The organism is Rhodopirellula halodulae (assembly GCF_020966775.1).
Taxonomy (GTDB): domain Bacteria; phylum Planctomycetota; class Planctomycetia; order Pirellulales; family Pirellulaceae; genus Rhodopirellula; species Rhodopirellula halodulae.
Window position 1 is genome coordinate 1,697,252 of sequence record NZ_JAJKFV010000029.1, and the last position, 14,898, is coordinate 1,712,149.

Consider the following 14,898-nt stretch of genomic DNA (forward strand, 5'->3'; position numbering starts at 1 on the left):
AATGATCGTGCCGATGTGAACCTCTGAGAGGATCCTTTGATCGGCGAGTGTCAGGTCAGTGGCCGATGCGTCACTGACCATTCAACGAAAGCATGGGGTAGGAGGCGCCGCCGATGCCTAGCTGTTCTTGCTGGCGAAGTCAGTCATGAACGATGCCAGTGCGTCAACTCCTTCGCGGGGCATTGCGTTGTAGATGCTGGCGCGAATACCGCCGACGCTGCGGTGCCCTTTGAGTGCCGACAGTTTGTGGTCAGCCGCTTCTGAGATGAACTTGGCGGTCAGTTCGTCACTTGGCAGATTGAAGGTCACATTCATCAAGCTGCGGCAATCGGGTTGAGCGTGGCCGCGATAGAAACCGTTGCTGGTGTCGATGACCGAATACAACTGCTGAGACTTCTCGCGGTTGATGGCTTCCATCTTTTCCAAGCCACCCATGTCGTCACGCAACCAACGAGCCACCTTGCCCAGTGCATAAATCGCGAAGGTGGGCGGCGTGTTCCATTCGGAATCGTTGTCGTGGTGGTTTTTAAAGTGAAGGTATCCGGGGATGTTTGGATCTGCTTTTTCGATCAGATCTTTTCGCATGATCACGACCGACACGCCGGCTGGTCCCGCATTCTTCTGAGCACAGGCGTAGAGCAATCCGTACTTGTTGATGTCCAATGGGCGACACAAGAAATCGCTGGAAGCATCGCTGACCAATGGAACCGAATCAGGGCAGCTTGGTTCGTCTTGGAATTGAACGCCCTGAATGGTTTCGTTACTGCAGTAATACATGTAGGCCGCATCGGCGGGGCATGCGAGCTCAGCGGGCAAGCGGTCGTAATTTGTTTCGGCAGCGTCAAAGAGGACATCCACGTCGCCCTCTTTTTTGGCTTCCTTGATGGCTTTCTTTCCCCAAGAACCGGTCAGGACGTATTGGGCTCGTTTGCCACTGCCACGAAGCAGGTTGGCGGGGATCGCGGAGAATTGCAGCGTCGCACCGCCTTGCATGAACATCACCGAATAGTCGTCATTGACGTTCAGCAACTGACGAATGGTTGCTTCCGCATCGTGCAGGACATCGACGAACAATTTGTCGCGGTGGCTGATTTCCATGATCGATGCCCCCGCACCGGGGTAGCACAGCATTTCGTCCTGGATTTCACGCAGGACCGACACTGGCATCGTCGCGGGGCCGGCCGAGAAATTGAACACGCGGTCGGGGTGGCCTGCGGCGGAATCGGTGGTGGATTGGTTTTGCACACCTTGGGCTGATGCGGTCATTCGAGGCGGCTCGGTCGCGTGGGTGATGAATGGGGGATGTGAGATCGGCGGTGAAAAAGCCACCGACCTCGAGTTTTCGCGAATTCTAAACGTCGTCGAGCAGATGCGGAAGGCAACCCGTTCCACGGTTTTGGATCGCTTTTTCCGCGGTCCTAGGTCTTTTGCAAGGACACCGAACGGGTTTGGTACCAGTTGTGAGGAATAGGGAATCGCGAACGATTCGCGAGGTAACACTTGCGGCTGCCATTTTTGATCGGCCCGATTAAGCTTGAGAGCGGTACACGCTTGCATCTTTTCCTTCGAGCCAACCCTCCATGCTTCCGCTTTCCGCACAAATTCGACGGGCCTTGAGCGAATCGTCGACGCTGGCGAGCCTGACTTGGTGCTTGGTTGTTCTGTCGGTCTTTTTTGGGCCGCTGGACATCTCATCCGATGCCGAAACGATGACGGTGGGTTTGGACGGGCAAGTCGCCTGCAAGCTATTGGTCGCCGGGATGGCAGCAATGGTGGGAGCCTATGGATTTCTGACGTCTCCCAGCGTTCGGCAAACCCTGACCACTCTGCCGCCGCTGGTGGTGATGTCGATTTTGGCTTTGGCGGGGCTCGCAACGCCGATTGCGATCAGTTCGGCTTCGTTGCCGACGACTCTGATCAACATCACGTTTGTGGTGTTCATGGTGGTTGCCTTGTTCTTGCTGGGGCTGCGAGGTTTGGTCACTGCGGTTTTGGCCGGTGTCACCGTGACCATGTGTCTTGCGTTGTTCTTCTATTTCTTTGTTCCGAAGTACGGATTGTTCCCCGAATTGCTTGCGGATGGCTTGGTGGTCAATCGGATGTCGGGGACGGCTCACCCCAACGCCGTTGGTCGAGCGATGGTGTTGGGAGGGATCTCGACATTGTATTTGTTCCGCGCTGGGACGCTGCGGCTGAACGTCGCGCTGCCGTTGTTTGTGTGCTTTGGTTTTGCCGCGTATTTGGCGTGGAGTCGCACCGCGTTGTTGGCAGGAACCTTTGGTATGGCGATCTTGTTCCTCGATCAATTGACGACTCGCGCCGGGGTCGCGGCGGCCGCCGCTTTGGCTTTGGTCGGTGTGATGGGACTTGCTTCGGTTTACGTCAGTGGGCAAGAAGACCATGTTGTTGGGAAGGTTCTGGCGAAAGTTTCCAAGTCGGGTGACGCCGAGGAAATCACCAGTGGCACGGGACGGTCGGAGATTTGGGCCAAAGCGATCAGTTTGATTTCGGACAGGCCATTGATTGGCCACGGCTTCAACGCCGCACCGATCCTGATGCTGGAGTATTCGCAAGCGACCCACAATGCTGTGCTGCACGCGACCTTGGCAGGAGGCTTGTTGGCGGGTGTGTTGATGTTGGGGCTGCTGTTTTGGAATGTGTTTTTGGTCTTCGGAAGTGAACACTTGCTGATCCGTGCCTTCTCGGCATTTACCGTGCTTTCATGCTTGACCGAGGACACCATTTTGGAAACCTTTCCCGGGCCCTGCACCATCGTGTGGCTGTTGTGCATTTTCTACCCGGTGATGGTGGATGCTCGGCAGGTTGACGCGATCGAAGCTCGCAAGTCACTTCAGAGCGACCGCTTTCCGGACAACGTCGGCGAGGCTCAAAACCCCGGTTTGGCATGACGGTTGAAGGGTCCGCGTCGAACGCGACGGTTGTTTATCTGCTGAACTTCTTGGCGCCGGATGTGATCGCGATCACTCAGGCTTGGAATCAGAAAGTCGGCAAGTTGATCGTGTTGATCTCGGTTTCGATGGAAGGCAATCGGTCTTGGGTACCGGACGATGGTGGGTTGAATGTTCGCGAGCAGCGCACATGGACTCGCACACGAATCGATCGTCATCCCGGTGGATATGAGGACGTGAATTACGTTCATTTTCCATTGGACACGATGAGCCAACTTCGTCGCGCCCAACCCGAGGTGGTGGTTTCCGCTGAATTGGGAATGCGGTCAATGTTGTCCGCCGTTCATTGTGGGCTCTCGGGTTGGTTTGGACTGCGACCTCGGCGATGCAAATTGGTGTTAGCCGTCAGCACTTCGCCGTGGATTGAATCAAGTCGCTCAGGCTGGCTGCGGCGAACTCAACGACGATGGCTGTTGAGGTGTGCCGATCGCGTGACCTATCACGGTCCCGAGTGCCAACAATGGTTGCTTGATTTTGGAGTGCCTGCGGATCGCCTGGCTCCGTTTCAATATGCCGCAGATCCGACCAAGATCTATCGCGATGAGTTGCAAGCACACGCGAGTGATCAAGTGCGTGTCGTCACTGTCGGTCAGTTGATCGATCGCAAAGGAGTTCGTGAAGGATTGCGGCAGATGATCGAGGTGGCTTCGTCGAATCCAACGCTGCGTTTGCAATGGACGCTCGTGGGTGGTGGTCCCTTATTGGATGAAATTCAGTCCGCTGCGACACCCGCGAATTTGACGGTGCGATGTCTTGGCAACTGCACGACGGAGCAGATTCGCGATGCCTATCGAGACCACGAAGTGATGTTCTTTCCGACCCGTGGCGACGAATGGGGATTGGTGGTCGACGAGGCTTTGCATAGCGGTTTGGTTGTCATCGGCAATCCGCGGGCTCAAGCCGTCAGCACGTTGGTGAAGGATGGTGTGAACGGTTGGGTCTGCCCAATCGACGACACGGCTTCCCTCGGTTCTGCGTTGACGACATTCTCGGCAATGTCAGGCGACGAACGCATGATGATGCGTGAGCAGGCTCGCAGTTCGGTTTCGGATCGAACGCCGGAGCATGCGGCTGACCAAATCACGGCGGTCATTGATCAGTTGATCGAACATCAAAGCGGCGATTCCAGCCGCCATTGACATTCAGATTTTGTCCGGTCACGAAACTGTTGCTGGGCTGGGTTAGGTAGGCGACCGCTTCGGCGATGTCTTCCGGGCGGCCCCAACGATTCATCAGCGATTGCCCGGTCGCGCGCTGATCCCAATAGCCATGCGTGCTTTCGCCCCAGGCTGTTTGGATCCAGCCCGGCGATACGGTGTTCACACGAACGTGTGGTGCCAGCGTTTGTGCCAGTGATGCCGAGAAAGCCATGACCGCAGCTTTGACGGGTCCGAACATCAATCCCGCGTCGCCTTCCATTCCCAAGGGAGCCTGGTCCCAACCGATGAACACCATCACCGGCGGCAGGATCTGACTGGAATGTTGTGTCTGAGCTTGTTGAAGCAGTCGGTCGCCCACGGACCGAGACAATCGAATGGTGCCTTGTACATCGACGGCGAGTAGCTTCTGCAGTTTCTCCTCGAACGACCAATTGGCTGCATCCCCCGTCAACACATCCACGCCCGCGTTGTTGACCCAGGTTTGAATCGTTCCGAGTCGGTCAAACGCCACGTCGGCCAAATGGTCGACTTCTGCGGGTTTTGCCAAGTCAGCTGAGACGGTTTCCACGTGGTGCCCCAATTCGCGAATCGATTCTGCGGTCGACTCCGCACCGGCACGGTTGTTGCGGAAATGGACGAGAAAACGTCCGCGCAGACCAGCGGCGTGTTCTGATTTCGCCAGCTGGATCGCGATCGCCCGGCCGATGCCGCTGGAGGCACCGGTCACGACGATGCCATGAGAAGATCGTTGGTTCGGCGAGTCGTTTCGTGGGCGGGACATGACGGCTCAGGTTGCGGCGACGTGGATGGTGGAGCGGCTTGCCAACGCAGCTTACCAAGGCGAATCGGACGCGAAAGTCGTGGCGGATGGAAGGGTGCTTGGAACGCAGTTTGGTCGCGTCGTTGGTGGCTGATGTTTCGGGCGGTTCCACATTCGGTCAGTCCTGTATGATGTTCCGCATTCGGTTTGGATTCCTTCTCGCTCGATCTGTCTTTTCATGCTTCTGCTGATCTATCTCGTCGCCGCCATCGGCTTTTCGTTTTATTGCAGTGTGGCGGAAGCGGTGTTGCTTTCCATCACGCCATCGTTCATCGCCACGTTGGAAAAGACCAAACCCGTTGCTGCCCAGCGGTTGGCCCGGTTGAAGGCAAACATCGACCGGCCATTAGCGGCAATTTTGAGTTTGAACACCGTCGCTCACACGATCGGTGCGGCGGGCGTGGGTGCCGAGGCGGCTCGGTTGTATGGCAATCAAGCCGTCGGGATCGCCAGTGCGGTGATGACGTTGCTGGTTCTGGTTTTCAGCGAGATCATTCCCAAAACCATCGGCGCGTTGTACTGGCGTGCGTTGGGACCGGCGATCGCTTCGTCGGTTCGCTATCTGATTTTTTTGATGTACCCGCTGGTTTGGATGAGCGAGTTGCTGACCAAGTTGCTTTCGGGAGGCAAGAGCCATCACACACTGACACGCGATGAATTGTCTGCGATGGCTGAGATTGGGGCGCAGCAGGGTGTGCTGGACGATCACGAGTCTCGCGTGTTCCAGTCTTTGATGCGTCTACCAGACCTGACGGCCCAAGACATCATGACGCCTCGAGTGGTCATCATTGCTTATCCCGAGACGATGACCATTGGCGAGCTGCTGCATAAAACGATGCCCGATCCATCGGATGAAACCAATACCGAACAAAGTCCAGGCAGAGTCGAGGACGTCGTTGATCTGCCTGTTTCTCGGATTCCGATCTACGACCAACAGCTCGATCGGATCACCGGGTTTGTGCTGAAGGTGGATTTGCTGCTCGCTCACACACGCGGGCAATCAGATCGTGCTCTAAAAGAGTTTTCTCGGCCGATCGCAATCGTTCGGCACAATCGTCCGCTGCCCAAATTGTTGGAAATTTTGCTCGAGGGACGTCACCATCTTGCGATGGTCAGTGACGACTATGGCAGCATCGTGGGGCTGGTCACGCTGGAGGATTTAGTCGAGACGCTGTTGGGGCTTGAGATCGTTGACGAATCCGACACGCAAGTGGATCTTCAGCAGTACGCTCGCAAGCGTTGGGAAGAACGTGCCGCCAAGATCGGCATTCAACCCTTGGACGGACCGCCCTCCAGTTCATCCGAAACGAATCACGAGGAAGGCAAGTCCAACGAGACGGATTCCGCCCACTGATCGGCTTGTTCTACCAGCCACGGGCGTAGTTCGGCCGCTAAAAAGAACGATCCGCAGATCACCAGCACCTCGTCGGAACTCAGACCATCAATCGCGGTCGCGCAGGCTTGCAATGGACGTTCGATCACGCGAATGGCATCGGCGGATAGACCCGACTCCAACGCGAATGTTTGCAGTTGGTCCACCGGGACATAGCGTGGATTGCCTTCGTATCGAGTCAGGATCCAACGGTCGAAGTGAGGCTGCATCCGCTCCAGCATCGCCGGCACGTTTTTGTCGGCACTGGTGCCAAACAGACAATGCAGTTTTCGACCCTGCATTCTGTCGTGCAGGACGTTTAGCATCGCGTCGATGGAATCCGCATTGTGAGCCGTGTCCAACAGCAAAACTCGATTGCCTGGTAGATCAAAGCGTTCCAAACGAGCTTGCATCTGCAATGACGCGAGGCATTCGTGAATGCGGTCTTCCGGTCTCAACTTTTCACGGATGCTAGGAATGGAATCAACCAACGCTAGCGCTATCGCCGCGTTGTGGACTTGGTGTTTGCCTTCCAGCTTGAGCTGAATGTCGGTTTGTTCCGGCATCCATTCACCGAGCCCGCGAATGCGGAATTGGCTGCCCCATGTTGGTTGGGCGATGCAGGTCGATGTGCCTGCATCGGTGACCTCGTTTGATTTGGCAAGGATCTGAATGTCGTCGCCGAGGTGCCGAATGGGGACGTCCACGTTTTTTGCGATCTGCACGATGACATCGCGGACGGTGCCATGGGGGACACCGTTGATCGCCGGCGTATGCGGTTTCAAAATGCCAGCCTTTTCTGCCGCGATCAGTTCGGGTGTGTTGCCCAGCACATGTTGGTGGTCCAAACCGATAGTGGTGATCGCCGTCGCGTGGCTTTGAAAAACGTTGGTGCTGTCCAACCTTCCTCCCAGTCCGGTTTCCAAAACCCACACGTCGCAATGATGGCGATGGAAGTGTTCGATTGCCATCGCCGTGGTGAGTTCGAAAAACGAAGGTCCACCGATGGGAGCGTCGGTCATTGCCTGGACGATTGGCCGCATGGAATCGATCAATGCGACCATCTCCGCAGGAGTCGCCATTTGGCCATCGACTCGGAATCGTTCCTCCAGGTGAACCAGGTGCGGCGACGTGTACAGGCCGACTCGATAACCGGCAGCACGGAGCAGAGCCGCGACCATGGTGGCCGCGCTGCCTTTTCCTTTGGTGCCCGCCAAGTGAATGATTCGAACGGAATCATTGATCGGATTGATTGGTGGCGTGGAGGCTGAGCCGGCGCTGTTTGATTCGGGGCTAGTCGGGGGGGCGGTGAGGGACTGATCGGTCGCAGGCGGATCACCGGCTGAATCAGACAACTGGACCAAATGCTGGCCATGCCCCAGTCGCTCCATGAGGTCTCGCATTCGATCCAAAGTGAATCGGTATCGCGAACCGGAGCTGGCGAGTTTTTCGTAGTCAATTCGGTTGACCAACCAGCTGATCGCTGATTGATAGGCGTCATGGTCTCGCGAGATCACGTTGGATCTGCTTTCGATCGTTGAATCATCGAGTTGGGGGTGCAAATGTCAGCGACGCCGGAAAGCGATCGACCCGCACGGCATCGAGCGAGCGGGAATCGCACTGCCGCAGTGATAAAAATAGAAACCATGGCTGACAACCCCGAACCGTCCGTGTCGATGCCTCGTAGCGTAGGGGACTTCTCGGTAGGCTCCCTGAATATCGAGCCTGTTTTCATCCAATTTATTCGCTTTTCTCTCTGAGTCGGGATCCTTCATCCGTGAGTAATGAACCCAACGCGGCCGTGGCTGACGCGCCGCAAACCGCGACACCGGATTCTGCCGACGCCTCCAGCTCGGTCGTCATCGAGACCCGCAACCTGAGCAAGATTTACCGTGACTTTTGGGGCCGGAAAAAGGTTCACGCTCTGAAGTCCTTGGACATCGAAGTTCGTCCGGGGGAAATCTTCGGTTTGTTGGGGCCTAACGGAAGCGGCAAATCCACCACCATCAAGTTGATCCTCGGTTTGCTGTTCCCAACCAGCGGCCGCGTTCTGGTTTTTGATCAGGACGCCAGCGAGACTCGCAAGAACGAGCGAATCGGCTACCTGCCCGAAGAATCGTACCTGTACAAGTTTTTGACGGCCGACGAGACGCTGGATTTCTATGGTCGATTGTTTGACTTGTCCGCCTCGGAACGTCGCGACCGTGTTTCTCAACTGATCGAAATGGTCGGTCTGCAAGGTGCCAAGCACCGCCAATTGAAGGAATACAGTAAGGGGATGACCCGCCGTGTGGGTCTGGCTCAGGCGTTGATCAATGACCCCGATTTGATCTTGTTGGACGAGCCAACCACCGGTTTGGACCCCATCGGTACTCGCGAAATGAAGGATTTGATCCTCGGGCTTCGCGACCAAGGGAAAACGGTTTTGTTGTGCAGCCACCAACTCGCCGACGTTCAAGACGTTTGCGACCGAGTTGCGATTCTGCACCAAGGCGAACTGAAAGAACTTGGACGCGTCAGCGATTTGCTGAAGGTTCAAGACGTGACCGAAGTTCACGCGTCGGGATTGTCCGATGCGGCGAAGTCTGAAATCGCGGAAGTCATCGCTCGTCACGGCGGAACCGTTCAGTCGATCGACAACCCCACCGCCACGATGGAAGATTTGTTCCTCAACATTGTTCGTGAAAGCGAAGCTCGTCCCGGTGCTCGTCGCGTGTCTCAATCCCCCGAAGCGGCTTCCGCCAATGATGGCAGCAGCGACAGCGACGGAGGACAGGCATGAACCTGCAACCGGAGGATTTCTGGTCGTACTCACAATGGTTTTTGAGAGACGGGGCGTTCCTGGAAAGCGCCGCTTTAAAAGGCATTGTGCTGTTCGTCCTGGCGGTGGTCCTTGGGCTGATCGCCGGTTACGTGATCTCGTCATCTCGCTACGGATCCGGCGAAGGTTTCTTCGCGGTGGCCCGTGCCGTTCGTGATTTCTTCAAGTTCGATCTGCCGGGTACGAGCATTCGTCGCATTCTTGCGCTGGCTCGCCTGTCGTTCAAAGAAGCCTTGCGTCGCAAGGTGCTCTACATCGTTGGTTTGTTTGTCGTCTTGCTGTTGCTGGCCGGTTGGTATCTGAACCCGCAAAGTGATGACCCGGCTCGTTTGTATGTCAGCTTTGTTTTGACGGCGACCAACTATTTGGTGTTGGCACTCGCTTTGTTCATCAGCGCGTTTTCGTTGCCCGAGGACATCAAGAACAAAACGATCTACACGATCGTCACCAAGCCCGTCCGAGCGACGGAGATCATCGCCGGTCGCATGCTTGGTTTCGTCGGTGTTGGAACGATGATCTTGGTGCCAATGGGACTTCTCAGTTACCTCTTTGTGGTTCGCGGATTGGATCACACGCACTTGGAAGTGGTGGAAGTCCGCGAACTTCCTGGCGGTGGGTACGAAGGTGAAACGGACTACGTCCAATTTCACTCGCACACGTTTCAGTTGAACGAAGACGGCGAAGGCGTGACGAACATCGTCCGTGGCCACCGTCACGTGGTTCGACGCAACGACGATGGGACGTTCTCCATCGGTCCGCCACAGGGGGCGCTGCGAGCTCGCATTCCATCCTACGGTTCGATCCGGTTCCGCGATCGTTCTGGGAACTTGCAAGAAGAGGGCATCGACGTCGGGAACGAACGTCTGGCTGGTGGTTACAGCTCCGCCGGAATTTCGCGTTTGATCGGCGTGTCCAAAGGCTCACGCAAAATTGAACACGGCTACGTCGAAGGCGGGTCATTGGGAACCGCGGAGTTCACGTTCGACAACGTGACCAAGGAACGCTATCCCGATGGCATCCCCGTCGACCTCTCGCTTCGAGCTTACCGTTCTTACAAAGGTGACATCGAAACCGGTATTCGCGGTTCGGTCACTTTGAAGCATCCCGACAAAGCAATTGAGACGAATCCGGTTGCATTCATCGTCGACGAGTACGAAGTGGACGAAAAGGTGTTGAGCCTGGATATGGAGGGCACCGACGGCAACGAGACTCGGATGCTGAACGTTTTTGACGACTTGGTCAACGAAGACGGTCAGCTAATGGTCATCATTCGTTGCTTGGACCGTGCTCAGTACCTGGGTGTCACCAAGAGTGGCGTGTATCTGCACCCGGCGGACAATACATTCGGTTGGAACCTGACCAAGGCCTACGGTTCGATCTGGTTGCAGATGACCATGGTGATTGCCTTTGGTGTGATGTTCAGTACGTTCTTGACGGGGCCGGTCGCCATGATCGCGACGTTCGTTTGCGTGCTGCTCGGATTTTCCGCCGAACAAGTCTTTGATACCCGGCACTACATCGACAGTGGCATCGAGCGTGGAGGTGGACCAATTGAGTCGATGGTTCGTTTGCTACGGCAAGACGCGATGACCACTCAGTTGGACGTCGATACGGTCGCGGCAAAGGTGATCAAGACGGTGGATGCGGCAATCGTTTACGGTTTGGACGCGATTGCAACCGCTCTGCCCAACTTGCCGAAGATGGTGGAAACCGCCGAGTACGCCGCGTCCGGCTTTGATATTTTTGGTGCTTTGCTCGCGAGGCACGCTACGGCTACGTTTGGATATGTCCTGCTTGCCTTTGTCGTCAGTTATTTCATCCTGAAGTCACGAGAGATCGCAGCATGAATCGCACTACTGTTCTGCGACGTAAATTGATTTACCTGATGATCCTCGTGGTCATGCTGATTCCGTTGTACCTGTTGGGCCAGCCCAGCGGCGGTGGTGGTGAAGGCGGCGGCCAATTGGCTCAGTTGCGTGGCAAGTATGACATTGCCGAGAGTGATCTCGGTGAAATCAGTCCTGCCAGCGAAACCATGAAGTTGGCATCGCTCGGTTTGCGTGGCGTCGCTGCATCGTTGCTTTGGAAAAAGTCGCACGATTACCGCGTGATGCACGAATGGGATCGTTTGAAGGCAACGCTCAACAACATTGCCCTGCTACAGCCTCACTTTGACAAGGTCTGGGAGTTCCAGGCTCACAACCTGGCGTACAACGTGTCGACTGAGTTCGACGATTATCGCCAGCGTTACGAGATGGTCCGTGAGGGCACGGAGTTCCTGACCAAGGGCGTGAACCAAAACCGCAAGGCACCTCGTTTGGTGTGGTACACGGGTTGGTTCTACGGCCAAAAGATGGGCATGTCGGATGAGAAAAAGCAGTTCCGACGCTTGTTCTCCGAAGACGAGAAGCTGCACGAAGATCTACTCAACGAAGACATCGCCGTCGACAGCCCTGAAGCTCGCGGGCCGATGAACAAACCTGATAACTGGTTGGTCGGCCGATTGTGGCTGTATCGCGGTTATGACTTGGTTGAATCCGGAGTGCAGATTCGCCGTCAAACGCCTTTGAACTTTTATGAAACGGGGCCGAAGTGGCGACTCAAGCACGCGGAGGCAATCGAAGACGAAGGCGTGCTGGATGAACGTGCCCAGAATGCTTGGCAGTTGGCTTCGGCGGATTGGAAGTCGTTCGGGAATCGTTCGGTGCCAACCACGGCGGCGTTCACGATCAAGCTTGGGCAACTCGATGAGCTGATTCGCCAACGCGAGGACAAAATTGAAAAGCTGAGAGAAGTGACTGGCGATGCCTACGTGGAAGCGGAAGCAAAGGCGATCGAAAAGTTGGATCCTGTTCAGCGCGATGCCTTGTCGACTCCACGCGAGGAACGATCCAAATCGCAGCAATCGATCGCTGAGAAGGCTCGTCAGTTCATCAGCGTCGACTATGACGCCGTGGCCCGTGCCGCAGACCCATCCAAGCAACTCGAAGCCCTGCAGTTGGTTGAGGATGTCAAAGATTTGGATGAGCGGATCTTGAAAACCGAAGGGTATCGAAAACAGATCAACTATCCCTACTGGGACACGTTGGCGATGGCGGAGCAAGAAGAACGAACGGTTCGAGCTCGTCGTTTGATCTACGAAGCCGAAAAAGCGAATGCAGACGCGGAGCTCGAAAAAGCGATTTCGTTGTACGAAGAGGCGTTCGAAGTTTGGGCGGAAATTTTTGACGACTATCCGATCCTGGTGATTGATGACACCGCCGAAGACCTTTACGACTCGTTGCGTCGCTACCGCATCGCGATCGATTCGGATGAGATTCCAGACGACTTCCCATTGAAGACGTTCATCGAGTTGATGGGTGAGTATGGGCAAGTTGATCAGGACATGTACGAACAGGTCCGTCAAACTCAGAAAGAGTTGGCTGCTCAGCGTCAAGTTGAACTGGAAGAGGAAGAACGACGACTTGAGGAAGCGGCTGCGAAAGAAGCTGCGGAAGCCGAGAATTCCGAAGCCGATTCGGAAATGAAAGCTGACGAAGCCGACAAAACCGAGGCGGCCGATGAATCAGAGGCTGATGAACCTGAGTCTGCCGAATCGTCGTCGGAGGAGGAGGTCGCCGAGATGAAGGAGGAAGCCGAGACTTCCGAAGAGCAAACCGATGGTGAGCCGGCGAAGGAAGACGAATCGACTTCTGATGGCTCGGACGAGCCGAAGCCTGAGCCTCAACCTGAGCCGGGGCAACCGGAGGTGGATTCTCCCGGGGACGCTGCAGTGGAATCGGACGAATCGGGAAGCTGATCTCTTCCATCTTTTGAAGATCATTTGCGTGAGCCCGCGGTGCTGATTGAGTGCCGTGGGCTTCGCTTGTTACTGGTCTGTGATGGACAGAAGCTTCTATGTCGGTGGATCGCAAATCTAGCTAAACTGCGGGCCTGCTTGCCGATTTTGGCAGACCAACGTCTCAGCCCTTCGCTCGCCAGTTGCCATGATCGACCTTCTGAAACCCCTGCCTTTGGGCCTGGCAGATGCCACCACCGTTGCGGCGGAGGTGCATTCCCAGGCGGGAGCTTCTGACTTGGTGCACATCGCAACGACGCTGGGGTTGTTGTTGATGGCCAGTCTGCTTGCGGGATTGGCGAGTGAGTTTTTGCGGCTCCCAAAAGTCACGGCCTACCTGCTGGCGGGATTGTTTCTCGGCCCGAGTTTTGGGGATGTGATTCCTCATGAGCACCATGCGGTGCTGGAACCGCTGACAAAGCTGGCAATGGCTTTGGTGCTGTTTTATCTCGGGACTTTGTTTCCGTTTGATCAGATTCGCCGGATCTCACGACGAGCGATTCCGCTGTCCGTGGGCGAGCTGACCTTCACTGTGATCTTGGTCACGGTCGGGACGTTCGTGTTGGGGATGACTGCCGCGCAAGCCGCATTGCTCGGAACATTGGCGATCGCGACGGCTCCCGCGACCACCATGTTCGTGCTTCGCGAAACGAATGCCGAAGGCCCGGTGACCAGTTTGACGGGCACTCTGGTCACGCTAAACAACCTGATTGCGGTGGTCGCGTTCGAATTGGTTTGGTTGGGCATCGAGGTTGCCGGAGGCGACGCGTCGGGATCGATGAGCGAAACCGTTCTGTTGCTGGTTCGCTCGCTCGGCGGTGCGTTTCTGTTGGGGCTGATCGGTGGTTTGGTGATCAGCTACGCGTGCGAGATTATGCACACGCGGCGATGGTTGGTGTTGCTTGTGGGCGCGTCGGCGCTGATGTTGGGGCTTAGCGAGACATGGGAACTGCCCTACATGCTGGTGTTTTTGGTGGTGGGGGTGGTGGTTGTCAATTCGTCGAGCGGAACTCAGAAGATCACGGCCCAACTCGATTCCATCGGCGGATTGCTGACGGTCGTATTCTTTTCGGTCCACGGTAGCGAATTGGATTTGAATTTGTTGTGGAACGTGGGGCTGATCGGCGCGGGATATGTGGTCCTGCGAAGCCTCGGAAAGGTGGCCGGGATCTGGTTCATGGCGTCGCGGACGGGGGCGCCCGTTGAGGTTCGCACCTGGCTCGGTCCCGCAATGCTGGCTCAGGCGGGAGTCGCGATTTCACTGGCGGCCACCGCACATTCGCGAAATCCGACGATGGTGGGTGAGGTGCAAACGATCATATTGGGGACCGTGGTGATCTTTGAAATCTTTGGTCCACTGCTGACGCGAGCGGCGGTTTTGCGTAGCGGTGAAATGCCGATCGCCAATTCGATTCACCATACATTTGGCACACCTCTAGGAGCATTGCGAAACGTTTTCACTCGGTTGGCCGGTTCGGCGGGACTTTTGAGTAAGAAGCAAGCGTTGTCGGAACGGATGCGAGTGGAGCAAGTCATGCGACGAAGCACGGAAGGCATTGCTGAAAGCGCGGACTTCAACGAAGTGGTGCACTATGTCGAGCACTCGCACGACAACACTTTCCCGGTGTTAGACGAAGACCGTTGCGTGGTGGGGTTAATTCGATTCGATTTGCTCAACCAAGCTTTCTTTGATCCGCATTCGGATCATTTGGTTCGCGCTGGTGATTTGGCAACGCCGCCCGAGGTGTTACTGCATCCGGCGCAACCGGTTCGAGACGCCGTTGAGTTGTTCCGTCACACCACGGACGACTGCGTTCCCGTGGTCACCGATGAGGCACCGCATCGTTTGGTGGCGACGGTTCGCCGAAGTGATCTGACGTCGTTGTTGATTCGCGATCGCAAAGCCGGTTTGTCGTGA

The 14,898-nt window shown here is 56.1% G+C and carries 11 protein-coding genes; 8 read left to right on the plus strand and 3 right to left on the minus strand.

The window, feature by feature from the left end; genetic code table 11:
* Positions 1-117 precede the first annotated feature (117 nt).
* Complete coding sequence (gene serC / locus LOC70_RS19085) at positions 118-1,266, minus strand: 3-phosphoserine/phosphohydroxythreonine transaminase (protein WP_255716240.1); 1,149 nt, start codon at positions 1,264-1,266, stop codon at positions 118-120.
* Positions 1,267-1,580: 314 nt separating this feature from the next.
* On the opposite strand from serC, the gene LOC70_RS19090 reads away from it, so the two are divergent.
* Together LOC70_RS19090 and LOC70_RS19095 are read left to right on the plus strand one after the other, a co-directional pair.
* A complete protein-coding gene (locus LOC70_RS19090) occupies positions 1,581-2,909 on the plus strand; it encodes an O-antigen ligase family protein (RefSeq protein WP_230255577.1) in 1,329 nt (442 codons plus the stop codon).
* A complete protein-coding gene (locus LOC70_RS19095) occupies positions 2,906-4,108 on the plus strand; it encodes a glycosyltransferase family 4 protein (protein WP_230255578.1) in 1,203 nt (400 codons plus the stop codon). Before LOC70_RS19090 ends, LOC70_RS19095 begins: the two co-directional genes overlap by 4 nt.
* On the opposite strand, the gene LOC70_RS19100 is transcribed toward LOC70_RS19095, so the two are convergent.
* The gene (locus tag LOC70_RS19100) at positions 4,059-4,910 is read right to left on the minus strand and encodes an SDR family NAD(P)-dependent oxidoreductase (protein WP_230255579.1); all 852 of its coding nucleotides are present in this window, start codon (positions 4,908-4,910) and stop codon (positions 4,059-4,061) included. The genes LOC70_RS19095 and LOC70_RS19100 overlap by 50 nt on opposite strands.
* Here LOC70_RS19100 and LOC70_RS24355 point away from each other — a divergent pair.
* Positions 4,909-5,043, plus strand: a complete 135-nt coding sequence (locus LOC70_RS24355; RefSeq protein ID WP_255716241.1) for a hypothetical protein — start codon at positions 4,909-4,911, stop codon at positions 5,041-5,043. The genes LOC70_RS19100 and LOC70_RS24355 overlap by 2 nt on opposite strands.
* Positions 5,044-5,127: 84 nt before the next feature.
* A complete protein-coding gene (locus LOC70_RS19105) occupies positions 5,128-6,303 on the plus strand; it encodes a CNNM domain-containing protein (RefSeq protein ID WP_230255580.1) in 1,176 nt (391 codons plus the stop codon).
* On the opposite strand, the gene LOC70_RS19110 is transcribed toward LOC70_RS19105, so the two are convergent.
* A complete protein-coding gene (locus LOC70_RS19110; RefSeq protein WP_230255581.1) occupies positions 6,261-7,838 on the minus strand; it encodes a bifunctional folylpolyglutamate synthase/dihydrofolate synthase in 1,578 nt (525 codons plus the stop codon). The genes LOC70_RS19105 and LOC70_RS19110 overlap by 43 nt on opposite strands.
* A 260-nt stretch (positions 7,839-8,098) precedes the next feature.
* Between LOC70_RS19110 and LOC70_RS19115 the strand changes: the two genes are divergently transcribed.
* From LOC70_RS19115 to LOC70_RS19130, 4 genes are all read left to right on the plus strand, one after another.
* Positions 8,099-9,103, plus strand: a complete 1,005-nt coding sequence (locus tag LOC70_RS19115) for an ABC transporter ATP-binding protein (RefSeq protein ID WP_230255582.1) — start codon at positions 8,099-8,101, stop codon at positions 9,101-9,103.
* Complete coding sequence (locus LOC70_RS19120; protein WP_230255583.1) at positions 9,100-10,989, plus strand: ABC transporter permease; 1,890 nt, start codon at positions 9,100-9,102, stop codon at positions 10,987-10,989. Before LOC70_RS19115 ends, LOC70_RS19120 begins: the two co-directional genes overlap by 4 nt.
* Complete coding sequence (locus LOC70_RS19125) at positions 10,986-12,941, plus strand: IRE (iron responsive element) (protein ID WP_230255584.1); 1,956 nt, start codon at positions 10,986-10,988, stop codon at positions 12,939-12,941. Before LOC70_RS19120 ends, LOC70_RS19125 begins: the two co-directional genes overlap by 4 nt.
* 187 nt (positions 12,942-13,128) lie before the next feature.
* Positions 13,129-14,898: a cation:proton antiporter domain-containing protein gene (locus LOC70_RS19130; protein ID WP_230255585.1), complete on the plus strand. Its 1,770-nt coding sequence runs from the start codon at positions 13,129-13,131 to the stop codon at positions 14,896-14,898.

Coding starts and splice junctions, on each gene's coding strand:
- LOC70_RS19125 (WP_230255584.1), top strand. CDS start 10,986: ATGAATCGCACTACTGTTCTGCGACGTAAATTGATTTACCTGATGATC.
- LOC70_RS19090 (WP_230255577.1), top strand. CDS start 1,581: ATGCTTCCGCTTTCCGCACAAATTCGACGGGCCTTGAGCGAATCGTCG.
- LOC70_RS19100 (WP_230255579.1), bottom strand. CDS start 4,910: ATGTCCCGCCCACGAAACGACTCGCCGAACCAACGATCTTCTCATGGC.
- LOC70_RS19120 (WP_230255583.1), top strand. CDS start 9,100: ATGAACCTGCAACCGGAGGATTTCTGGTCGTACTCACAATGGTTTTTG.
- serC (WP_255716240.1), bottom strand. CDS start 1,266: ATGACCGCATCAGCCCAAGGTGTGCAAAACCAATCCACCACCGATTCC.
- LOC70_RS19105 (WP_230255580.1), top strand. CDS start 5,128: ATGCTTCTGCTGATCTATCTCGTCGCCGCCATCGGCTTTTCGTTTTAT.
- LOC70_RS24355 (WP_255716241.1), top strand. CDS start 4,909: ATGACGGCTCAGGTTGCGGCGACGTGGATGGTGGAGCGGCTTGCCAAC.
- LOC70_RS19095 (WP_230255578.1), top strand. CDS start 2,906: ATGACGGTTGAAGGGTCCGCGTCGAACGCGACGGTTGTTTATCTGCTG.
- LOC70_RS19130 (WP_230255585.1), top strand. CDS start 13,129: ATGATCGACCTTCTGAAACCCCTGCCTTTGGGCCTGGCAGATGCCACC.